Source organism: Pseudomonas fluorescens (assembly GCF_000730425.1).
Taxonomy (GTDB): domain Bacteria; phylum Pseudomonadota; class Gammaproteobacteria; order Pseudomonadales; family Pseudomonadaceae; genus Aquipseudomonas; species Aquipseudomonas fluorescens_X.
In genome coordinates this window covers 4,299,821-4,321,073 of sequence record NZ_CP008896.1, presented here as the reverse complement: position 1 = coordinate 4,321,073, position 21,253 = coordinate 4,299,821, and the positions used below count along the sequence as shown (strand labels likewise).

Here is a 21,253-nt window from a genome sequence, read left to right as displayed (position 1 = left end):
CATGCTGCATTTGTCCCGCCTCACTTCGCTGGCCCTGACGATCGCCCTGGTGATCGGCGCGCCTTTGGCATTCGCCGACCAGACCGCCCCGTCAGCCACGGCCGCGACCACCAAGGCGCCGCTGCCGCTGGACGAATTGCGCACCTTTGCCGAGGTCATGGACCGGATCAAGGCAGCCTATGTCGAACCGGTGGACGACAAGACCCTGCTGGAAAATGCCATCAAGGGCATGCTCAGCAACCTGGACCCGCACTCTGCCTACCTGGGCCCGGAAGATTTCGCCGAGCTGCAGGAAAGCACCAGCGGCGAATTTGGCGGCCTGGGCATTGAAGTCGGAGCCGAGGACGGCATTATCAAGGTGGTGTCGCCGATCGACGACACCCCGGCGTCCAAGGCCGGCATCCAGGCCGGCGACCTGATCGTCAAGATCAATGGCCAGCCGACCCGCGGCCAGACCATGACCGAAGCCGTCGACAAGATGCGTGGCAAGGTCGGCCAGAAAATCACCCTGACCCTGGTACGCGACGGCGGCAGCCCGTTTGACGTGACCCTGACCCGCGCCACCATCATGGTCAAGAGCGTGAAGAGCCAGTTGCTCGAGTCAGGCTACGGCTACATCCGCATCACCCAGTTTCAGGTCAAGACCGGCGACGAAGTGGCCAAGGCCCTGGCCAAGCTGCGCAAAGACAACGGCAAGAAGCTCAACGGCATCGTCCTGGACCTGCGCAACAACCCCGGCGGCGTCCTGCAATCGGCGGTGGAAGTGGTCGACCATTTCATTACCAAGGGCTTGATCGTCTACACCAAGGGCCGTATCGCCAACTCCGAACTGCGCTTCTCGGCCACCGGCAAGGATCTCAGCGAAAACGTCCCGCTGGCGGTGCTGATCAACGGTGGGAGTGCCTCGGCCTCGGAAATCGTCGCCGGCGCCCTGCAAGACCAGAAACGCGGGGTGTTGATGGGCACCACCAGCTTTGGCAAGGGGTCGGTGCAAACCGTGTTGCCGCTGAATAATGAGCGGGCACTGAAGATCACCACGGCGCTGTACTACACGCCTAACGGTCGTTCGATCCAGGCCCAGGGCATCGTGCCGGATATCGAGGTTCGCCGGGCCAAGATCACCAGCGAGAACGACAACGAGTACTTCAAGGAAGCCGATCTGCAAGGTCACCTGGGCAATGGCAACGGCGGCGCCGATCAGCCAACCGGCAGCGGCCCGAAAGCCAAGCCGATGCCCCAGGACGATGATTACCAGCTAGCCCAGGCCTTGAGCCTGCTCAAGGGCTTGAGCATTACACGCAGCCGTTGATATGCGCTTTGCTCTGATCGCCGCAATACTGTGCAGCCTGGCGGGAGTCGCCCAAGCGACTCCCGCCGACAAGCCCCACACAGCCTACCTGACCCTCATCATCGACGACCTTGGGCAAAACCTGCCCCGGGATCGCCGCGTGCTGGCCCTGCCCGGCCCGGTGACCGCAGCGATCATGCCCGATACCCCCCACGCCGCCGAATTCGCCCGCGAAGCCCACCGCGCCGGCAAGATCGTGATCCTGCACATGCCCATGGACCCGGCCACCGGTCCGTTCGCCTGGCACCCCGAACTGTCCGTCGAAGAACTGGGTACGCGCCTGGATGCGGCCTTCAAGGCGGTGCCCTACACCGCAGGCATCAACAACCACATGGGCAGCCGCATGACCGCGCAACCTGCGGCCATGGCCTGGTTGATGGGTGAGCTGCAACGTCGCCACAAGTTCTTCGTCGACAGCCGCACCAGCGCCCAGACCGTGGCCGCCGCCGAGGCACAGAAGGTCGGCCTGGCTCACGTATCGCGGGATGTTTTTCTCGATGACGAGCGCACCGAAGCCGCCATCACCACACAGCTGCAGACGGCTATCAAGCTGGCTCACAAACAGGGCTCGGCCGTGATGATCGGCCACCCTTATCCACAGACCCTGGCGGTATTGGAGCGTGAACTGCCCAAGCTCAAGGCCCAGGGCATCGAGTGGATTGATATCAAGTTGATGATCAGTGTGCGCAGCAACCAAGCGATGGCGGGGCATGGCAAAGACGGCAAGTATCTGCCGGCGCCTAGATAACTACCACTTTCCAAATGCCCGATCCTGAATAGTTGGCCTTTATGGGCAACACTTTCAGGACACGACATGAACACCACCTGCACTCTTCTTTCAGGGCTGCTACTCGCCAGCCTTGCAAGCGTACTCATGGCCGCCCCCAAGGACTTTGGCGAGGGCCTGGCTAATGGCAGCCCACCCAGGCTGCTGACGAACGCCCAAAACCAGCTCAGTCACTGGACTGGCATTGGCCGGATCAGGAACGAAGCCAATACCCTTTGTACCGCCAGCCTGCTGGATACCCGTGACGAAATGGGCCTCTCGGGCCCGGCCTACGTGGTGACCAGCAGCCATTGCCTGCATAGACAAAGCGGCGTCGTACAGAAAGACGTGCCTATCGAAGGCAGTATCAGCTTCAACTATTTTGATGACACCCTCGAAACGCTCAAGACCTACTCTCTCAAAACGCTCAAGTGGGCCTCCAGCCAAAGCGTCGACCTGGCGATCATTGAATTGGATGCCTCATTGTCGGACCTGCTCAAGGAAGGTATTACCCCCTTGAGACTGGCAGAAGAAGTACCGCCAGCTGGCAATAACATTCTGGCCTTGGCAGCCCCTGAATGGGAAACGCTGCACCTGTCAGCCTGCACGCAACAACACTCACAGGAACTGATAGAGCAGCCATTTGTCTGGCGGGTCACCATGAAAAACCAGTGCAAGGGCATCATGCTTGGCGCCTTTGGTGGCCCCTTGCTGGACAGGGCCAGCAACACACTGTTTGGTGTTCTCAGCACAACCACGTCCGGCCAAACGCAAGAGCGTAAATGCCAGCGCGACGCGCCGTGCGAGGTCAACCAAGGCATACCGACCTGGCACGCCAACACGAACTATGGCAGCCCGATTACCTTCCTCAACACCTGCTTTGTCAAAGGCGTGCTGACAGCCGATGCCGAGCACTGTGATCTGTACCCCAGTACCTCCATAACCTTTCAGAATCCGGAGCCGATTCAGCAATACTTCATAAAAAAGCCGGGTGCCAAGAACAAGGATATCGTTCCGCGCTGGGACCTGAGCTTTACGATCAACACCCCGTTCTATCGATACAAAACCACTCGACGCGCCCGCGAATGCGAAAACCCGGCCAGCTACAGCGTCCCCTATGAGGCGGCGCATGCCCACATCAACGACGCCATTCCCCCACAAACGGGCATGCATATGCTTTGTATCCTGGGTGTCGACTCTGCGCAGCAGCCTGCAACCAACGGAATGATGACAAATGCACTCAGCCTCGCCGTGGAGCTTGCCGAGCCAGGTCCGGCACGCACACCCGACGTACATATCGCTCTGGACAAAGACGTAATCGGCACCTACAGCGTGACCTGGAAGCTAGCGTCGCCCTTCATGAGCCGTTACACCTACAAGTATGGCCCGGCCGCGCAAATCGACTGCCTGCGCCCTGTCGATTACAAGGTCATCCCCCCCACTCCCAGTGCGCCTCCACCTCCCCCCATCGAGGAAGACGAGGCAGAGCCCATCAACCTTTTCCACTCCCCCCAGGAAGAGACACCTATCCGCTCCGGGGACAACTACATCCATCTGATCACCACCCGGAACAATCCCATCAAGATCTGCACCTACGCCTTTGACCAGGCCAACCAACCTTCAACCTTAAGGGTCGACCTGCTCAAGCCGCGCTGATCACTCTGCAACCTCAACAGAACAGACATGGACGACAAATGATGGAATCCATCCAATATTCAAACCTGCTTATCAATTTCTCCACCGAATTCAGCCCGCTCTGGAGCGACCAAGGCGCAGGCAGCGTAAACCCCGTGAGCTTCTGGCGCCCCGTTCCCTCTTCAGATTTCCTGAGCGGCTTCTTTCCCCTGGGGGATTTGGCTGTCGCTGGATACGGCAACGTCAATAAGCATCGAACGGTCGCCGTCGTCAGCGAAGCGCCGCCTTCCAGCGATGGAGCCCGGGGGGCGAATGCCCTGAACCCACCCGTTGAGTACGAATTGGTCTGGAAAGACTCGGGGTCAGGCGCACATGCGAACGGCTCTATCTGGCGCCCTATCCCGCCAGAGGGATATGTCGCCCTGGGCCTGGTCTGCGGCATTGGTCATGACAAGCCCTCGCGCAACGCCATACGCTGCGTCAGGGCCGATTTGGTTATCGCGTCCTACATCAGCGACCTGATCTGGAACGACAAAGGCAGCGGCGCTCACAAAGACTTCAGTGCATGGAGCGTCGAGCCTCCAGGCGCAGCTTCAGGCGAGGCCTACTTCTCGGCAGGTACTTTCGTCGGAGTCGACAGTTACACAAAACCATCAACCCACGTCGCAGCGTATTCGTTGCGGATGCAGATCCCCCTGAGGGTCAGCGCCGCACCACCTGCGCCTGCACTGCCCGGTTACAGGCAGCCTGCCCCCTTCGAAACGGCCCACATCACCCACGTCTCAATGATCCCCTGGTTCACCATAAAGGATCCGAATCTACTGCCCATCGAGCAACTGCGCACATCGCCGCTGTATCGACTGGAAAGAACCGACAGATACGTCTTGGTTGGCTTCGGGCACAACAAAACCACGCTCAATCAGACCTTCAAGTGGACAGCAACCCGCGGCGAGAATGGGGGAAAATCAAAAACCCTCACCAAGACAACGGCCGTTGAAGTCGGCGCGGAGTGGCAGTTCAATGTCTGGGCATCTTCAATCAAGTTCTCAGCCAAACTGAGCAAGGGCATGACTCATACCGAAACGTCTTCCGATGGCTGGACAACCTCGACCGCCTTCGAAATAGCCGCAACGGTTCCCGCCAACAAAGCCGTGGCGGTCTACCTGATACAGAGTGACTACAAACTGCTGCGGCAAAATGGCACTCAAGTGGCGACGGACGTGAGCTATACCGACGGAGACAGCGTCTACTGGAGTGAGTATCCGCCCACTCGAGAGTGTGAAGTGACCTGCCGCCCCCTGCCTGCGGAATAACCGGTCAGAGATAGCGAGCCATGATGGCCTCTACTTCTCCCTCTTTACGAAGCTCATCCAGTGCCTGTTGAAGCCTGGCAACGATGTCGTCAGAAACATCCTTGTTCAACGCCAGATACAGTTGAGCACTGTTGAAACGCAGCACCGTCTTGAGCCCTGAGACACCCACCTGTCGCGCCAGGTAGCGGCCGGCAGGGTCGCCCGTGGCCCAGAGGTCAATCTGGCCGTCCAGCAGTTTTTGCGCATTGTCCTGGTCGCGAAGCACAATCAGCGGCTTGAGCCCTTGTTTCTCCAGGGTCTGGGCAATGGCGTCGCCCTTGTACGCGCCGATTCTGTAGCGGCGGGCGTGTTCAAGGTCGCTCAGTTGAATCGGGCTGTCGGCCTTGGCCAGCAGCACCCAGTCATCCGGGCCAATAGGGCCGACCCATTTGAACAACGCTTCGCGGTCTGGCAGGCGAGCCATGACGAACACCCCATAACCCGGTTTTTCCAGGGCGAGCTTGTAGATTCGCTCCCAAGGGAATCGCAGGGTGAGGTTGTAGGAAATACCGGCACGCTTGCAGGTCTCGCGCACGATGTCTGCGGCAATACCTTCGATGTTCTCGTCCCTGGCGAAGTTCTTGCCGTTTTTCGCCATGTTGTAGGGCGGAAAATTTTCCGTCAGCAGCACCAGCGAATCAGCAGAGGGCTCGGCAGCCCTGGCCGAACCTGCCAAAAGAATGGAAGAACTGGCGAGGGCAAGAAGCAGGTCTTTGAACATGTAGGGTTACCGGAATCCATGGCAGGCCCAAGAGTGCCGCGAGCCTGCCATGGTGTCCAGTGACGTTTAGCGTACGACGATTCCGCGCGCAGCCATGTAGGCCTTGGCCTCGGGAACAGTGTATTCGCCAAAGTGGAAGATGCTCGCTGCCAACACCGCGCTGGCGTGGCCTTCGATGACCCCGTCGGCCAGGTGTTGCAGGTTGCCTACGCCACCGGACGCGATCACCGGAATGCCCAGTGCATCGCTGATAGCACGGGTCACGCCCAGGTCAAAGCCGTTTTTCATGCCGTCCTGGTCCATGCTGGTCAGCAGGATTTCGCCGGCGCCCAGGCCCTCCATCTTCATCGCCCACTCCACCGCATCCAGCCCGGTAGGCTTGCGCCCGCCGTGGGTGAAGATCTCCCAGCGCGGGGTTTCGCCCGGCCCGGAGACTTTCTTGGCATCGATGGCGACGACGATGCATTGCGAGCCGAAATGCTGCGCAGCCTCGCCGACAAACTCCGGATTGAACACCGCAGCAGTGTTGATCGAAACCTTGTCTGCACCGGCGTTGAGCAGGTTGCGGATATCCTGCACGGTGCGTACGCCACCGCCGACGGTCAGCGGGATAAACACCTGGCTGGCCATGCGCTCCACGGTATGCAGCGTGGTGTCGCGGCCATCGACGCTGGCGGTGATATCGAGGAAGGTAATCTCGTCGGCACCCTGCTCGTCGTAGCGACGGGCGATCTCCACCGGGTCGCCGGCGTCACGGATGTTCTCGAACTTGACGCCCTTGACCACCCGACCGTTGTCGACGTCCAGGCAAGGGATGATGCGTTTGGCCAGCGCCATGGTCAGTCCTCAGCCTTTGTAGGCATCGCAGTAAGCCTGGGCCTCGGCGACGTCCAGGGTGCCTTCATAGATCGCACGGCCAGTGATGGCGCCGATGATGCCAGGCGCCTTGGCGTCCAGCAGCGACTTGATGTCGCCCAGGTTGTGAATACCGCCGGAAGCGATCACCGGGATCTTGGTCGCAGCGGCCAGCGCGGCGGTGAACGGTACGTTGCAGCCCTGCATCATGCCGTCTTTGGCGATATCGGTATAAACGATGGCCGACACACCGTCGGCTTCGAACTGCTTGGCCAGGTCGATCACTTGCACGGTGCTGATCTGCGCCCAGCCGTCGGTGGCGACGAAGCCATCCTTGGCGTCCAGGCCCACGATCACCTTGCCCGGGAACGCGCGGCAGGCTTCGGCGACGAAGGCCGGATCTTTCACCGCCTTGGTGCCGATGATCACGTAGCTCACACCCGCCTTGACGTAGTGCTCGATGGTTTCCAGGGAGCGGATACCGCCGCCGATCTGGATCGGCAGGTTCGGGTAGCGTTTGGCGATGGCGGTAACCACCTCGCCATTGACCGGCTGGCCTTCGAAGGCGCCGTTCAAGTCCACCAGATGCAGGCGACGGCAGCCGCCCTCCACCCACTTGGCAGCCATGCTCACCGGGTCGTCGGAGAACACCGTGGAATCTTCCATGCGGCCCTGGCGCAGACGTACGCAAGCGCCGTCCTTGAGATCGATAGCGGGGATAATCAGCATCTGGCAAACCTTATTCGATATTCAGCATTGCTCGGAAAATCAGGGTTTTTCGAGCGCCCACAGGTCGCTTTCGATGCTCTCGAACCTTTCTTTAAGGTGCGTCTGCACATCGAAAATCGCCCTGTTGTAATAGTGCGGAGCAATTTCAGTGGTGAACAGTTCGAGGATCTCAGCCACCTCGAACGACCCAAGCCTGAGATCGAAGCGCTCTTCCATGAAACGCTTGATCTTGTCGGTCGCCTCACTCTCCTGCTGGGGAGTGAGGTTGAGGATCGGCGGCTTGATCTTCTTGGCCATTACCAACGCCCGTCCCAGCTGGCGAAGTTCTGCAGCAACTGCAGGCCATGGGTATGGCTCTTCTCCGGGTGGAACTGCACGGCAAAGCGCGAGCCTTCGGCCAGCGCTGCGGCGAAGTCGACGCCATAGTGCCCGCCACCCACCACCTGGCGCGGGTGACCGGCGGCGATGTAGTAGCTGTGCACGAAGTAAAAACGCGCCATGTCCGGGATGTCATGCCACAGGGGGTGATCGACGGTGCGGCGCACTTCGTTCCAGCCCATGTGCGGGACTTTCAGGTGCTCGCCGTCTTCATGCAGGTCTTTGCCGAAGAACTTCACATCCCCCGGGAACAGGCCGATGCAGTCGACGCCGCCGTTTTCTTCGCTGCGGTCGAGCAAGGCTTGCATGCCCACGCAGATCCCGAGGAACGGCCGGTCCTGGCTGACTTCGCGCACCAGGCTGTCAAAGCCCAGGCGGCGGATTTCAGCCATGCAATCGCGAATCGCGCCGACACCGGGAAACACCACCCGGTCGGCTTCGCGGATCACCTTGGCATCGCTGGTGATCAGCACCTTGCCGGCGCCTACGTGTTCGAGGGCCTTGGCCACCGAATGCAGGTTGCCCATGCCGTAGTCGATAACCGCGACCGTCTGCATTACAGAACGCCCTTGGTCGAAGGCATCTGCCCGGCCATGCGGTCATCGAGCTCCACGGCCATGCGCAGGGCGCGGCCAAAAGCCTTGAACACGGTTTCGATCTGGTGGTGGGTGTTGGTGCCACGCAGGTTGTCGATGTGCAGGCTGACCAGGGCGTGGTTGACGAATCCCTGGAAGAATTCCTGGAACAGGTCCACGTCAAAGCCGCCCACGGTGGCGCGGGTGTACGGTACGTGCATCTGCAGGCCGGGGCGGCCGGAGAAGTCGATGACCACGCGTGACAGCGCCTCATCCAGCGGGACATAGGCGTGGCCATAACGGCGGATGCCTTTTTTGTCGCCGATGGCCTTGGCAAACGCCTGGCCGAGGGTGATACCGACATCCTCCACGGTGTGGTGGTCGTCGATATGCAGGTCGCCCTTGCTGACGATATCCAGGTCGATCAGCCCATGACGGGCGATTTGATCCAGCATGTGCTCAAGAAAAGGAACACCGATATCAAATCGGGCCTTTCCGGTGCCATCCAGGTTGATCGAGGCTTTGATCTGGGTTTCCAGAGTGTCGCGCTCGACGGACGCCTTACGTTCGGCCATCACCAACTCCGCAAAATCATTGGGCGAAAAAGGTGGCCATTATAGGGGCTGCGCACGCTAAACAGAAACATCGAAGGGGATAAGACTGACGGCCTGTCGGGGATAGACATGTGCATACAACCCCCGACAAGCACGCAACAACCCCTGTAGGAGCCGGCTTGCCGGCGAAGCATTCGCAAGATCAGCATCGACCTCACTGACGCCATCGCCGGCAAGCCGGCTCCTACAGGTTTTTTACATCAGTGGAATAGCACTGCAGTCTTCTGCAAGGTCACCCACACACCCCACGCCAGTGGAATACCCACCACCAGCCACGCGGCGATGGCCAATGGCACGGTGCCGGAAGCGGCTTTCCACTCCAGGGAAGTGGTGGCATCGGCGCCCTTGTCATGGCCCAGCGCCTGTTCGGCAGCCAGTTCGGCGTCGGTCATGAAGTATTTGTCGGCCACCGGGCGTACCAGCAGGTTGCAGATAAAGCCCAACACCAGCAGGCCGGCGAGGATGTACAAGGTGATGTCATAGGCAGCGGCGCGCTCGACGCCGATGCTCAGTTGATACTCACGCAGGTAGTTCACCAACACCGGGCCCAGCACGCCCGCCGCCGCCCAGGCGGTGAGCAGGCGACCATGGATCGCGCCGACCATCTGCGTGCCGAACAGGTCCGCCAGGTAGGCCGGCACGGTCGCGAAGCCACCGCCGTACATCGACAGGATGATGCAGAACGCTGCCACGAACAGCGAGATGTTGCCCAGGTGGCCAAGGTTCGGGATCAGCGCATACAGGGCAAAGCCCAGGGCGAAGAACACGAAATAGGTGTTCTTGCGGCCCAGGTAGTCGGAAAACGACGCCCAGAAGAACCGCCCACCAATGTTGAACAGGCTCAACAGCCCGGTGAAACCCGCCGCGATGGCCGCGATGGATGCCAGTTGCCCGGCATCCAGTTGGCCAAATGGCACATCCACACCCAGCAACTTGCCGCCAAACACTTCCTGCAACAGCGGCGAGGCCATGCCGAGGATACCGATACCCGCCGATACGTTCAGGCACAGCACCAGCCAGACCAGGCGAAATTGCGGGGTTTTCCAGGCCACGTTCACGTGCACGTGACGGTGGGTGATCATCGCGTTGCTGGCTTTTTTCGCCGGCGCAGTCCAGCCCTCAGGCTTCCAGCCGGTCGGCGGGACGCGATAGGACAGCGCGCCGCCGATCATGAACACGAAGTAGATCGCAGCCATGACCAAAAAGCTCTGCCACACGCCCACGCCGGTCGGCGAAGCAAAGTGGCCCATCAGCGCTGCCGCCAGGGGCGCACCGACCATCGCACCACCGCCAAAGCCCATGATCGCCATGCCGGTCGCCATGCCACGCTTGTCCGGGAACCACTTGATCAGGGTCGACACCGGCGAGATATAGCCCAGGCCCAGGCCGATACCGCCAATCACCCCCGAGCCGAGCCACATCAGCCAGATCTGGTGGGTATAGATCCCCAGCGCGGAGATCAGCAGGCCACCGCACCAGCACAACGCCGAGACCACACCGGCCTTGCGCGGCCCGGCGTGTTCCAGCCAGCCGCCCCAGATCGCTGCCGAGCAGCCCAGGAAGATGAAGAACAGGGTATAGATCCAGCCCAGCATGGAGATCGGCCAGTCGCAGGACGACGAGAAGATCTGGGCGATAAAGCTCATGTCCGGCGCACAGGCCACCGGCGCGGTCACGCCCAGCGCCTTGGACAATGGCAGCCAGAACACCGAGAAGCCGTAGGCCATGCCGATGCACAAGTGGATGGCCAGGGCGGCCGGCGGAACCAGCCAGCGGTTGAACCCGGGCTTGGCGATGATGCGCTCCTTGGACAGGAACGCAGGCTGCGCAGCAGTAACGCCGGCCGCAGTGCTAGTGTTCATTGGTGTTTCCCCCAGTTATTAGTCTGTGCTCGCCAGGCGCTCTCCTCCTCGGCCTTTGCACGCAATGCGTGGCCGTTTTGTTGAGTGAAGCTCCCTGTAGGCGCGACGATTCGTCGCAGAAGGCGGGCGAGCGGGCAAAGATTAGCATCTGGCGCAGCGAGAAAAACCAAACTGACACTACCTTTTTCGGTTCATCTGTTTTGTTTGACACTATGTAACGATGCGTAAACAGCCGTGGACCTCGCGGCGTTATACTCTGCGGCTAAATTTTGAAATCGACATACAAGGACTCGCCCATGAAAGCGTTCGGCAAAATCCTGGGTCTGGTACTTCTCGGGCTGTTGCTGATCATTGTGGCTCTGGGCTTTGCCCTGACCCACCTCTTCGATCCCAACGACTACAAAGAAGAGATTCGCCAGATTGCCCGCGACAAGGCCCACATCGAGCTGACGCTCAATGGCGATATCGGCTGGAGCCTGTTCCCCTGGCTGGGCCTGGAGCTGCATGAAGCCAGCGTGGCTACCCTGAACAACCCTGCCCAACCGTTCGCCGACCTGCAGATGCTCGGTCTGTCGGTGCGCGTGCTACCGCTGCTGCGCCGCGAAGTGCAGATGAGCGATGTGCGCGTCGAGGGCCTGAACCTGCGCCTGACCCGCGACAAGCAAGGCCATGGCAACTGGGAAGACATCGGCAAGGCGCCGCCCGTTGCGGCCACCGGCACTGCCGAAACTCCCGCGACGACTGCACCAACCACCGCGCCGGCACCGGAGAAACCGGCCCAACCGATCCGCCTGGACATCGACAGCCTGACGGTCAACAACGCCCGTATCGAGTACAACGACGAGCAGACCGGCCAGCAGTTCAGCGCTGAAAGCATCCAGTTGAGCACCGGCGCCGTGCACGAAGGCGCGAGTATTCCGGTCAAGCTCACTGCATTCTTTGGCAGCAACCAGCCGGTGATGCGGGTCAAGAGCGAGCTCAACGGCGAGCTGCGTTTTGATCGCGCCCTCAAGCGCTATCAGTTCGAGGACATGAAAGTCGCCGGCGAAGCCACTGGCGAGCCGCTGCAAGGCAAGACCGTGACCTTTGCCACCCAGGGCCAGTTGTTGGTGGACCTGTCGGCAAACGTTGCCGAGTGGACCAGCCTCAAACTCTCGCTCAATCAACTGCGGGCACTGGGCGAACTGAAGGTCAACGACCTGGATAAAACCCCGCAGATCAGTGGCGCCCTGTCGATTGCCCAGTTTGACCTGGCCAAGTTCCTCGACAGCGTCGGCCAGCCGCTGCCAGCCATGGCCCCGGAGAGCCTGAGCAAGGTCGAACTGGTCAGCCGCCTGCAAGGCACGCCGTCGAGCATGGCCCTGGAAGACCTCAACTTGAAAGTCGATGGCAGCACCTTCACCGGGCGCCTGGCGGTGGAAGACTTTGCCAAGCAATCCCTGCGCGTGCAGTTGAAGGCCGACACCTTCAACGCCGACCACTACCTGCCCGCCAAGTCCGAAGCCGCCAACAGCGCCGCCGTCGCGCGCCAGGCGCAAGTGCAGAGCAGTGAAGCCGGGGCCATGGCCGCCGGTGGCACCACACCGTTGCCGGAGGCACCGACCAAAGGCGCCTGGAGCACCGAAAAACTGTTGCCCCTGACACGCCTGCGCAGCCTGGACGTGATTGCCGACCTGTCCTTCGGCCAACTGACCCTCAGCCAGTTGCCCATCGAAAATGCGGCCCTCAAGGCCTCCGGCCAGGGTGGCCAGCTCAAGCTCGACACCTTGAGCGGCGGTCTCTTCAACGGCACGTTCCAGGCCAATGGCAGCCTCGATGCACGTGAAGATGTGCCGGTGCTGGCGCTGCAGACCAAAATCAAGCAAGTACCGGTCGAGCGCATCCTGCAGGCCCAGGGGCAAACTCCTCCAGTCAAGGGCCAGGTCACCCTCGACAGCAACCTGACCGGGCGCGGCAACAGCCAGAAAGCACTGATCGACAGCCTCAACGGCAGCGCCAGTTTCGTCATCAATAACGGCGTGCTGCTCAACGCCAACCTTGAGCAACAGCTATGCACCGGCATTGCCCTGCTTAATCGTAAGACCCTGGCGAGCGCCCCCCACAGCAAGGACACGCCATTCCAGGAACTCAAGGGCAACCTGGCCTTTCGCAATGGCGTGGCGAGCAACCCGGACCTGAAAGTGCGCATCCCCGGCCTGACCGTCAACGGCAATGGTGACGTGGACCTGCGCGTACTGGGTATGGATTACCGCGTGGGTATCATCGTCGAGGGCGACAAGCGCGACATGCCGGACCCGGCCTGCCAGGTCGGCTCGAACTTCCAGGGTATCGAAGTGCCGCTGCGCTGCCGCGGCCCGCTGGAACTGGGCGCCAAGGCCTGTCGCCTGGACAAGGACGGCCTGGGCCAGGTTGCCGCCAAAATGGCGGGCAACAAGCTCAGCGAGAAGCTTGAAGAAAAGCTCGACAAGGTCAATCCCAAGCTCAAAGACGCCCTCAAAGGTTTGTTCAACCGATGAGAAACGAGCAATTTTCAGCGGCCGTGCTTGATTGGTACGACCGTCACGGCCGCCATGACCTGCCCTGGCAACAAGGCATCACCCCGTATCGGGTGTGGGTCTCGGAAATCATGCTGCAACAGACCCAGGTCAGCACCGTGCTCAACTACTTCGACCGCTTCATGGCCTCGCTGCCAACGGTCGAAGCCCTGGCGGCCGCGCCGGAAGATGAAGTGCTGCACCTGTGGACCGGGCTGGGCTACTACACCCGGGCGCGCAACCTGCAGAAGACCGCGAAGATCGTGGTTGCCGAATACGGCGGCGAGTTTCCCCGCGATGTCGAGAAACTGACCGAACTGCCGGGGATCGGCCTGTCCACCGCCGGCGCCATCGCCAGCCTGAGCATGGGCCTGCGCGCACCGATCCTCGACGGCAACGTCAAGCGCGTGCTGGCGCGCTTTACCGCCCAGGAAGGCTATCCGGGCGAGCCCAAGGTGGCCAAGCAGCTGTGGGCCACTGCCGAGCGCTTTACGCCCCAGTCCCGCGTCAATGCCTACACCCAGGCGATGATGGACATGGGCGCCACCCTGTGCACCCGCAGCAAGCCCAGTTGCCTGCTGTGCCCCCTGGAAAAGGGCTGCGAGGCACACATGCTGGGCCTGGAAACCCGTTACCCGATCCCCAAGCCACGCAAGACCATCCCGCAAAAGCGTACGCTGATGCCGATGCTGGCCAACCCTGAGGGCGCGATCCTGCTTTACCGTCGCCCCTCCACCGGCCTGTGGGGCGGGCTGTGGAGCCTGCCCGAACTGGACGACCTGAACGACCTGGAACACCTGGCCAACCAACACTCACTGGCGCTGGGCAAACAGCAGGAACTGCCCGGGCTGGTGCACACCTTCAGCCACTTCCAACTGGCCATCGAACCCTGGCTGGTGCAGGTCGAGGAATCGGCCCATCACGTGGCCGAGGCCGACTGGCTCTGGTATAACCTCGCCACCCCGCCGCGCCTGGGCCTTGCCGCCCCGGTGAAAAAACTGCTGAAGCGCGCGGCCGACGTATTGAACGCAGGAGTTTCGTCATGACCCGCACCATCATCTGCCGCAAGTACCACGAAGAACTGCCCGCCCTGGAGCGCGCGCCATTCCCGGGCGCCAAGGGCCAGGACATTTTCGACCACGTCTCAGCCAAGGCCTGGGCCGACTGGCAGAAGCACCAGACCCTGCTGATCAACGAAAAACGCCTGAACATGATGAACGCCGAAGACCGCAAATATCTTCAGGGCGAGATGGACAAGTACTTTTCCGGCGAGGATTACGCCAAGGCCGACGGCTACGTGCCGCCTGCTCAATAATTGAGCAAAAACCGGGGTTGGCACGTAAGCGACGGTAATAATTAAATATTTTTTGAAAACTTGCTTGACGACCCCCTGAAAAACCCGTTTAATGCGCCCCGTTGCCCAGATAGCTCAGTCGGTAGAGCAGGGGATTGAAAATCCCCGTGTCGGCGGTTCGATTCCGTCTCTGGGCACCACTCATTAGTTTCAGGTGGTGCCAATATCATCTGAAATACACAAGAAACCCGCCTAGTGCGGGTTTTTTGTTGCCTGCGATTTACTGCAGGAACTGGCTTGCCAGCGATAGCGCCAAATCAGCCACGTCATACAGGGCTGACACCCCACTGCCCCAGCCGAGATGTCACCAGGAACCGGCCACATGGGTTACTTTGAGGTTAACGCCAAGCCTCACCAGCAACTGATGTGTTATTTATCGCGCTGCCCAACCGTCTAGCCTTAATCCAATCTTCAGCAAGGTAGTTACTTCATGACCCGGTACTTGTTCTGCACGCTGTTAATGCTGACAACGCTGCTCAGTGGATGCGCCACGACGATGGACGTCGCGATCAACGCCACCCCTGACCCGGACTATCACTTTGACCGACAGGCACCAGTGCTGGTGACATCGGTGGGCGGCAATGGCGAGAACGCACTCAATGCCCGCTACTACCTGCGCGATATGGTTAGCGCCATGAAAGACCAGGGTTTTCGCGAGGTGTACACCGACATCACCCTGCCCAAGAATCGAACACCGAAAATTACAATCACCCTTGATATCGACAGCCGCCAGGCCACCTACCGCTATACCGCCACCGACTATGGGCAGGTGCCAACCAGCACCTCCACCGTCTGCAAGAACAGCAAGAAAAAAGGCGACCAACTGATCTGCACCAGCACGCCGAACACGACCTATGGCCCGGTCGGCAGCTCGGAGCGCACCGCCTACACCACCCTCACCACCTTCACCGCCACAGCCCGGGATGACGCGAGCAAGCGCACCGTGTATCTGCTGCGGGTGACGTCCTACAACGAGGACTGCCAGGCCGCCAAGGTCGAGGCCTTCCTGGTGCAACAGGGCCTGCAGAACCTGAATTTCCAGGACCGTGTGCAACGCAATTACAGCGTCACCATGCCTGAGGGGTATCGCTGCAAATAGTCGAGGACAACCAGCGAGCCGCCGCCCTCCTCAAATTCATAATGGCAACCACTGGACTTACCTGGGGAAATTCGCCAAAAGGCTGGCCACAGACCGGGCCGTACAGCTGGATGCGTCGACACGACGAATACGGCGACTGATCACGGCACCCGGAACACCAGCAACGGGTTGTCATTGAGTCGCCCATTGAACGCCGGCACCAAGTGCTCCAGCGGCGTCCCTTGCAATAGCTCGGTTTCCTTGCGCGCCACGATGACCCAGGACGAGCGCGGCAGCGCGCTCAGTTGCGCAAGGTCGTCACGCCCGACAAACAGCGGCTGCTCGTCATGATCCAGGTTCATGATGTAGCGAATGGCCCAGGTGTCCTTGCCAAGATTGAGAAACACCAGCGGTCCAGGGTTCTCGGCCCGCAGGGTTTCCACCGCGCCAACAAAATTTTTGGTGTCAAATTGCAGATCCTTGGCCGGCTCCACGACCCTCACCAGCACCAGCCACTGGGTGGCCAGCGCGATCAGGCTAAGTACCACCAGTCGCCGCCCCACTTGGCCGCGCAAACGACGCCAGGCAACGACCGCCGCCAGTTGCAGGACGATCAGCAGCGCAACCAACCCCGGTACCGAGACATCGGGCCAGTAACCGTGTTTGCTCCACAGTTGCCGGCAGACCAGCACCACGACAACCCCCAGCACCGGCAGGCTCGCCACCAGCCACTCATAACCCCGACGCACGCCAAGTAACCACCCCCGGGCCTGCAGCAGCCCATAGGCCGCCACAGCGGCAAACATCGGGACCATGGGCACGATGTAATAAGCACGCTTGAAGTTTGGCACCGACAACCCCAGCAGGATCATCAAGCCACAACCGCCCAGGCGCAGCATCAACTGCACATCGGCATCCTCATGACGCGCCGACCAGGTGTGGCGCAGGGCAATCAACGTCGCCAGCGCCAGCGGTATCACCGGGAAATAGCGATACAGGCTCAGCTTGAAGTAGAAGTAGAACGGTTCGCCACTTTCATCCAGGCGACCGGCCACCTGCATCTTCATCACCTCATCGGCAAACCCATCACCACCGCTGATCCGCGCCAGCTTCAATAGCACCCACCAACAGGCCAGGAGCAGGACCAGGCCGATCACGCCATGGGCGATCGCCTTTTTCAGCAAGCGAATCTTCTCTTCCCGCGAACGGGCTGGCCCCAGCGCCCAGTACACACAGGCCACACCACAGACCTCGATCAACCCCAAAGGGCCACGAATGGCAAACGCCGCCACAAACAAGGGAAAGATTGCGTATTGGCGCAACCGTGAGCCCAGGCGCTCACCCGTGTGCAGCAAGTAGAAACAGCCCAGGCACAGCAGGGAGACCATCTGGTCCAGACAGACCGAACGCGACTTCTCCAGCAATTGCGCAGTCAATGCCGTAAGCAATACCGTCAGCAACGCCCAGGCGCGCCCGGAGGGCACCAGCAAACGGTAGACCAGGGCCATGACCCCGGCCGAGGCCAGGGCGGTGGGCATGACGTTAGCCAGGTCGTTAGGCGCACCGAACAACCGGGCAAAGAGCAAGCTGAAATAAGTCGCCGTGCCTGGATAATCCGGGTAAGGCTCACCGTAAGTGGTGGGGAAGAGGCTCGCACCGTGGCGAAACATCTCCTGCATAAACACCGCCCAACGCCCGTCAAACCCTTGGGGCTGTTGATCCCAGATGCCCAGCGTAAACAGCAACAAGGCCACCAGGAAAATACCCAGGGCCTCCAGACGAAAACGGTTGCGGTGTTCCATGGTTTAACCTGCCAGGCCGGGGGGGGATATGCCTGCGTATATTGCCGATAGCACGCCTGAATCACGCCTGAACCAAGTGCAACATTCCTCCCTTCACCTCAGGTTGGCGTTCGCACTTAAAGATTACGGGCCTTTGCCCGTCGATTTTGTTAGCGTCAACTTCCAATAAAAACTGCGCATGGGCAGCCCTTGCCCCATCGAAAGCGCATGGATCGAGGCCCGTCATGAACCTGCCCAGCCGCCTTCACCCCGAACCATTTTGCGAACCCGCTGCCGATCGTTATCCCATAGGCGGCTTTACCTGGCGGCATATCCGCAGTGATATCGAACGCCCGGTGGTGATCATCAACGCCGCCACGTCCGTGCGCTGCCGCCACTATTCACGTTTTGCCGACTACCTGTTCGCCAACGGCTTAGACGTCATTACCTACGACTATCGCGGCATCGGTGAGTCGCGCAGTGGCTCATTGCGCGGGTTCAAGGCCTCCTGGTCGGACTGGGGCCAGCTGGATTTCGAGGCGATCATGCAGCGCGCGCAGCGCGAGTTCGCCGGGCAACCCATTGACGTGGTCGGCCACAGCTTTGGCGGCTGTGCGGCCGGGCTTGGGGCGTCGGGGGCAGCGATCAGGCGATTGGTCACCGTGGGGGCGCAGTTCGCCTACTGGCGTGACTATCAAGCGAAGGGCCGCTGGCAGATGCTAGCCAAGTGGCACCTGGTCATGCCCCTGGTGACCGCCCTCTGCGGATATTTCCCGGGCAAACGCCTGGGCTGGCTGGAAGACACGCCAGCCGGAGTGGTGCGCGACTGGAGCACACCCACGCCCACCTACGAGACACGGCCCAGCGGACGCACTTTGGGCGAGTTGCCCTTTGCCCGGGTAAAGGCGCAGATCCTGGCGGTCAGCATCAGCGACGACCCCTTTGGCACGGTGCCCGCCATTGAGCGCCTGCTGAACTACTTCCAGGCCAGCGAACGGACACACTTGCGCATCGCGCCGGTGGATATTGGCGAAGTGGCTGTCGGGCATTTCGCGTTCTTCCGCAGTGAATATCAGGATCGCTTATGGCCGATTGCACTGGCGTGGCTGCAACACGGGCAGTTGGCGGCCGACGCACCGGGTGTGCAGCTATAGAAACCCTTGGGATTTCCCCAGACCTGCGTTTCAATACGCCACCCAGATCCTGAACCGAGAACATGAGCCCATGGCTTCGCCAGACAAGCAGCAAAAACGTGCCCAACGGGCAAAAGCCAAGGCCAAGCAGAACCGCACCCAGCGCGCCAATGCGCCGAAGCAGGATGCGTTTGCCGGGGATGACGAGCGGATTGACCTTGAGTCGGTGGATTTGACCGAACTGTTCGTGGAGATGCGCGAGGCCGGCGAGACCAGCCAACAGGCACTGTGTGCGGCGTTCCTGGCACACCCGCTGCTGGCGTTAGTGCTGGAGCAGGAAGGCGAAGAAAACGCCACTGACTTTATCCTGGCGGCGCTGATCGAATACCGGCAGTGGTCCACCGACAGCGATGATGAAGCGGCAGCGTTGGCGTGGATTGAATCGCCAGCGTTCCAGGCCGATTACGTGGCAGCTTCGCAAGCCCTGGCCAATTTGCAAGACTGACGCAACCGTTGTAGGAGCCGGCTTGCCGGCGATGGCTTTCTTGATATCACCGCAAGGCTCAAGGGCCTCATCGCCGGCAAGCCGGCTCCTACAGTGGAGGGGTGCTGATCAATTCAGCACCGCTGCCCCAAGATTGCGGGCCTTGCGCCGGCTCGCCACCAGCAACCCCGCTACCACCACCAGTACACTCAAGACACCGGTCGCAATAATTTCCACCCGGTGCGCTTCCTGGAACAACATGATGGTCAACGCCCCCACGATAAACACGATCACCGCATAGGTCAGGCCCGGGAACAGCCACATCTTGAAGGCAATCTCCTCGCCCGCCGCCGTGCGCTTCTGACGCATGCGCAGTTGCGACACGGCAATCACCAGGTACACCAGCAGCGCAATCGCGCCGGAGCTGGCCAGCAGGAACTCAAACACCGCCGCCGGCGCCACGTAGTTGGCGAATACCGCAAGGAAAGCCGCGCCGGTGGACAGCATCACCGCCCAGTAAGGCGTGCCGCTCTGGTTGGTGCGCTTGGCCACCGCCGGTGCATCACCACGACGTCCCAGGGAAAACAGCATGCGCGACGCGGTGTACAGCGCCGAGTTCAGGCAACTGGTCACGGCGACCAATACCACCAGGTCGACGATCAGCTTGGCATTCGGGATGCCCATGCGTTCCAGCACGGTCTGGTAGGACCCAACGGCCGCCAGGGTCGGATCGTTCCATGGCACCAAGGCGACAACGATGAAGATCGACACCAGGTAGAACAAGCCGATCCGCCAGATCACCGAATTGGTGGCCTTGGTGATCTGCTGGCCAGGGTTCTTCGACTCTGCGGCCGCAATGGTCACGATTTCGGTGCCCATGAACGAAAACATGGTGGTCAGGATCGCCGCCAGCACGGCGCCCATGCCGTTGGGCAAGAAGCCCTGGGTATCAAACAGGTGTGAGACGCCGCTGACCTGGCTGCCCGGCAGCAAACCGAAGATCGCCAGCACACCAAGGATCACAAAGCCGACGATTGCCACCACCTTGATCAGGGCAAACCAGAACTCGAACTCGCCGTAGTTCTTCACACTGAACAGGTTGGTAGCGGTCAGCAGCAAGGTTATGACCAAAGTGAAGGCCCAGATCGCCACGTCGGGGAACCAGGCATGCAGGATGGTCGCGGCAGCGTTGGCCTCCAGGGGAATGACCAGCACCCAGAACCACCAGTAAAGCCAGCCGATGGTAAAGCCGGCCCAATGGCCGATGGCGCGGTCGGCGTAGGTGGAAAATGAACCGGTGTCGGGAGACGCCACGGCCATCTCGGCCAGCATGCGCATCACCAGCACCACCAGCGTACCGGCGGCGGCGTAGGCCAGCAGCACGGCGGGCCCGGCTGCTGCAATCGCGTGGCCGGAACCGACAAACAACCCGGCGCCGATCACACCGGCAATCGACAACATGGTGACATGACGCGGTTTGAGTCCCTGTTCGAGGTCATTGGAGCTTTGCGTACGACTCATTGACACACCTTTGCGAGGAATTGCGAATACGGTCCGCCCGGCCTGCTGTACTTACGTGAAAAGAAACAAACGGGGCGTTCTTTATTTTTTACGCAATATTTGCGCCAAAATGTTACAAAGCCAAGCTTGACGCGGGCTGCAGGACAGTCCATCAGCGCTCGCAAGCCATTGAGATTAATGGCAATTCGCCACAACGTTACCGACCGACTCATATCCATAACGAATGAACGCACTAAAAACACACACAAAAAGTAAGCGACGCCCGATTAACGGACCGATCGCCACCGTTTACCCGTTTAACCCTTCCAACGCCCGGCCAAAGCTGGCACCATCGCGCCCTTTTTTACGCGACTGCCACGGGTTTATCGGTTAAAACGGCTGTTCGGTTGTTGATGGCGCGACACGCTGCTGTGCCGATGCGACAACCTGTCACACACCGTCTGTTTAACGCCCGTGGCGCTGTTGGCTGTCATCCGAACGCTATGCTAGCTTGGCGCCACGCCAGGAAGGCGACCCAACAGCAGGAACGCAAC

At 60.7% G+C, this 21,253-nt stretch carries 19 protein-coding genes and 1 tRNA gene; 11 read left to right on the top strand and 9 right to left on the bottom strand.

What is annotated here, in order from left to right:
• The first annotated feature begins 1 nt into the window (after position 1).
• From HZ99_RS19335 to HZ99_RS19320, 4 genes are all read left to right on the top strand, one after another.
• The gene (locus tag HZ99_RS19335) at positions 2-1,309 is read left to right on the top strand and encodes a S41 family peptidase (protein ID WP_038445302.1); all 1,308 of its coding nucleotides are present in this window, start codon (positions 2-4) and stop codon (positions 1,307-1,309) included.
• 1 nt (position 1,310) lies between these two features.
• Complete coding sequence (locus HZ99_RS19330; RefSeq protein ID WP_038445300.1) at positions 1,311-2,096, top strand: divergent polysaccharide deacetylase family protein; 786 nt, start codon at positions 1,311-1,313, stop codon at positions 2,094-2,096.
• Positions 2,097-2,162: 66 nt separating this feature from the next.
• The gene (locus tag HZ99_RS19325; RefSeq protein WP_038445298.1) at positions 2,163-3,770 is read left to right on the top strand and encodes a hypothetical protein; all 1,608 of its coding nucleotides are present in this window, start codon (positions 2,163-2,165) and stop codon (positions 3,768-3,770) included.
• 38 nt (positions 3,771-3,808) lie between these two features.
• Positions 3,809-5,062 (top strand): Vps62-related protein, encoded by a 1,254-nt coding sequence (locus HZ99_RS19320; RefSeq protein WP_051903189.1) that lies wholly within the window; start codon positions 3,809-3,811, stop codon positions 5,060-5,062.
• 4 nt (positions 5,063-5,066) lie between these two features.
• On the opposite strand, the gene HZ99_RS19315 is transcribed toward HZ99_RS19320, so the two are convergent.
• From HZ99_RS19315 to HZ99_RS19285, 7 genes are all read right to left on the bottom strand, one after another.
• Complete coding sequence (locus HZ99_RS19315) at positions 5,067-5,822, bottom strand: substrate-binding periplasmic protein (protein WP_038445294.1); 756 nt, start codon at positions 5,820-5,822, stop codon at positions 5,067-5,069.
• Positions 5,823-5,888: 66 nt separating this feature from the next.
• Positions 5,889-6,659 (bottom strand): imidazole glycerol phosphate synthase subunit HisF, encoded by a 771-nt coding sequence (gene hisF, locus HZ99_RS19310; protein WP_003171107.1) that lies wholly within the window; start codon positions 6,657-6,659, stop codon positions 5,889-5,891.
• A 9-nt stretch (positions 6,660-6,668) separates the two neighbouring features.
• Positions 6,669-7,406: a 1-(5-phosphoribosyl)-5-[(5-phosphoribosylamino)methylideneamino]imidazole-4-carboxamide isomerase gene (gene hisA, locus HZ99_RS19305; protein WP_038445290.1), complete on the bottom strand. Its 738-nt coding sequence runs from the start codon at positions 7,404-7,406 to the stop codon at positions 6,669-6,671.
• 39 nt (positions 7,407-7,445) lie between these two features.
• Positions 7,446-7,703 (bottom strand): DUF2164 domain-containing protein, encoded by a 258-nt coding sequence (locus HZ99_RS19300; protein ID WP_038445288.1) that lies wholly within the window; start codon positions 7,701-7,703, stop codon positions 7,446-7,448.
• A complete protein-coding gene (hisH, locus tag HZ99_RS19295; RefSeq protein ID WP_038445287.1) occupies positions 7,703-8,341 on the bottom strand; it encodes an imidazole glycerol phosphate synthase subunit HisH in 639 nt (212 codons plus the stop codon). The genes HZ99_RS19300 and hisH overlap by 1 nt, the downstream gene beginning before the upstream one ends.
• Complete coding sequence (gene hisB, locus HZ99_RS19290) at positions 8,341-8,934, bottom strand: imidazoleglycerol-phosphate dehydratase HisB (protein WP_003218037.1); 594 nt, start codon at positions 8,932-8,934, stop codon at positions 8,341-8,343. The genes hisH and hisB overlap by 1 nt, the downstream gene beginning before the upstream one ends.
• A gap of 239 nt (positions 8,935-9,173) precedes the next feature.
• Positions 9,174-10,835, bottom strand: coding sequence for an OFA family MFS transporter (locus HZ99_RS19285; protein WP_038445284.1), 1,662 nt, complete (start codon positions 10,833-10,835; stop codon positions 9,174-9,176).
• A gap of 296 nt (positions 10,836-11,131) precedes the next feature.
• Here HZ99_RS19285 and HZ99_RS19280 point away from each other — a divergent pair, with 296 nt between their 5' ends.
• The 5 genes from HZ99_RS19280 (at position 11,132) to HZ99_RS19260 (ending at position 15,822) form a co-directional block, all read left to right on the top strand.
• A complete protein-coding gene (locus HZ99_RS19280; protein WP_038445282.1) occupies positions 11,132-13,351 on the top strand; it encodes an AsmA family protein in 2,220 nt (739 codons plus the stop codon).
• Complete coding sequence (gene mutY / locus HZ99_RS19275) at positions 13,348-14,415, top strand: A/G-specific adenine glycosylase (protein WP_038445280.1); 1,068 nt, start codon at positions 13,348-13,350, stop codon at positions 14,413-14,415. The genes HZ99_RS19280 and mutY overlap by 4 nt, the downstream gene beginning before the upstream one ends.
• Positions 14,412-14,684, top strand: a complete 273-nt coding sequence (locus tag HZ99_RS19270; RefSeq protein ID WP_038445278.1) for an oxidative damage protection protein — start codon at positions 14,412-14,414, stop codon at positions 14,682-14,684. Before mutY ends, HZ99_RS19270 begins: the two co-directional genes overlap by 4 nt.
• A gap of 103 nt (positions 14,685-14,787) precedes the next feature.
• Positions 14,788-14,863, top strand: a tRNA-Phe gene (locus tag HZ99_RS19265).
• A gap of 290 nt (positions 14,864-15,153) precedes the next feature.
• On the top strand, positions 15,154-15,822 hold the full coding sequence (locus HZ99_RS19260; RefSeq protein WP_038445275.1) for a hypothetical protein: 669 nt from the start codon (positions 15,154-15,156) through the stop codon (positions 15,820-15,822).
• A gap of 140 nt (positions 15,823-15,962) precedes the next feature.
• On the opposite strand, the gene HZ99_RS19255 is transcribed toward HZ99_RS19260, so the two are convergent.
• Positions 15,963-17,603 (bottom strand): ArnT family glycosyltransferase, encoded by a 1,641-nt coding sequence (locus HZ99_RS19255; protein ID WP_038445274.1) that lies wholly within the window; start codon positions 17,601-17,603, stop codon positions 15,963-15,965.
• Positions 17,604-17,827: 224 nt separating this feature from the next.
• Here HZ99_RS19255 and HZ99_RS19250 point away from each other — a divergent pair, with 224 nt between their 5' ends.
• Both HZ99_RS19250 and HZ99_RS19245 read left to right on the top strand, forming a co-directional pair.
• A complete protein-coding gene (locus tag HZ99_RS19250) occupies positions 17,828-18,736 on the top strand; it encodes an alpha/beta fold hydrolase (RefSeq protein WP_038445273.1) in 909 nt (302 codons plus the stop codon).
• Positions 18,737-18,806: 70 nt separating this feature from the next.
• On the top strand, positions 18,807-19,220 hold the full coding sequence (locus HZ99_RS19245) for a hypothetical protein (RefSeq protein ID WP_038445272.1): 414 nt from the start codon (positions 18,807-18,809) through the stop codon (positions 19,218-19,220).
• 108 nt (positions 19,221-19,328) lie between these two features.
• On the opposite strand, the gene gabP is transcribed toward HZ99_RS19245, so the two are convergent.
• The gene (gabP, locus tag HZ99_RS19240; protein ID WP_038445271.1) at positions 19,329-20,720 is read right to left on the bottom strand and encodes a GABA permease; all 1,392 of its coding nucleotides are present in this window, start codon (positions 20,718-20,720) and stop codon (positions 19,329-19,331) included.
• Positions 20,721-21,253 lie beyond the last annotated feature (533 nt).

What these genes read in the sequence shown, in the direction of transcription:
- HZ99_RS19300 (WP_038445288.1), bottom strand. Translation starts at nt 7,703, where the DNA reads ATGGCCAAGAAGATCAAGCCGCCGATCCTCAACCTCACTCCCCAGCAG.
- hisB (WP_003218037.1), bottom strand. Translation starts at nt 8,934, where the DNA reads ATGGCCGAACGTAAGGCGTCCGTCGAGCGCGACACTCTGGAAACCCAG.
- HZ99_RS19270 (WP_038445278.1), top strand. Translation starts at nt 14,412, where the DNA reads ATGACCCGCACCATCATCTGCCGCAAGTACCACGAAGAACTGCCCGCC.
- HZ99_RS19260 (WP_038445275.1), top strand. Translation starts at nt 15,154, where the DNA reads ATGACCCGGTACTTGTTCTGCACGCTGTTAATGCTGACAACGCTGCTC.
- hisH (WP_038445287.1), bottom strand. Translation starts at nt 8,341, where the DNA reads ATGCAGACGGTCGCGGTTATCGACTACGGCATGGGCAACCTGCATTCG.
- HZ99_RS19315 (WP_038445294.1), bottom strand. Translation starts at nt 5,822, where the DNA reads ATGTTCAAAGACCTGCTTCTTGCCCTCGCCAGTTCTTCCATTCTTTTG.
- hisA (WP_038445290.1), bottom strand. Translation starts at nt 7,406, where the DNA reads ATGCTGATTATCCCCGCTATCGATCTCAAGGACGGCGCTTGCGTACGT.
- HZ99_RS19255 (WP_038445274.1), bottom strand. Translation starts at nt 17,603, where the DNA reads ATGGAACACCGCAACCGTTTTCGTCTGGAGGCCCTGGGTATTTTCCTG.
- gabP (WP_038445271.1), bottom strand. Translation starts at nt 20,720, where the DNA reads ATGAGTCGTACGCAAAGCTCCAATGACCTCGAACAGGGACTCAAACCG.
- HZ99_RS19330 (WP_038445300.1), top strand. Translation starts at nt 1,311, where the DNA reads ATGCGCTTTGCTCTGATCGCCGCAATACTGTGCAGCCTGGCGGGAGTC.
- HZ99_RS19250 (WP_038445273.1), top strand. Translation starts at nt 17,828, where the DNA reads ATGAACCTGCCCAGCCGCCTTCACCCCGAACCATTTTGCGAACCCGCT.
- HZ99_RS19325 (WP_038445298.1), top strand. Translation starts at nt 2,163, where the DNA reads ATGAACACCACCTGCACTCTTCTTTCAGGGCTGCTACTCGCCAGCCTT.
- mutY (WP_038445280.1), top strand. Translation starts at nt 13,348, where the DNA reads ATGAGAAACGAGCAATTTTCAGCGGCCGTGCTTGATTGGTACGACCGT.
- HZ99_RS19285 (WP_038445284.1), bottom strand. Translation starts at nt 10,835, where the DNA reads ATGAACACTAGCACTGCGGCCGGCGTTACTGCTGCGCAGCCTGCGTTC.
- hisF (WP_003171107.1), bottom strand. Translation starts at nt 6,659, where the DNA reads ATGGCGCTGGCCAAACGCATCATCCCTTGCCTGGACGTCGACAACGGT.
- HZ99_RS19245 (WP_038445272.1), top strand. Translation starts at nt 18,807, where the DNA reads ATGGCTTCGCCAGACAAGCAGCAAAAACGTGCCCAACGGGCAAAAGCC.
- HZ99_RS19280 (WP_038445282.1), top strand. Translation starts at nt 11,132, where the DNA reads ATGAAAGCGTTCGGCAAAATCCTGGGTCTGGTACTTCTCGGGCTGTTG.
- HZ99_RS19320 (WP_051903189.1), top strand. Translation starts at nt 3,809, where the DNA reads ATGATGGAATCCATCCAATATTCAAACCTGCTTATCAATTTCTCCACC.
- HZ99_RS19335 (WP_038445302.1), top strand. Translation starts at nt 2, where the DNA reads ATGCTGCATTTGTCCCGCCTCACTTCGCTGGCCCTGACGATCGCCCTG.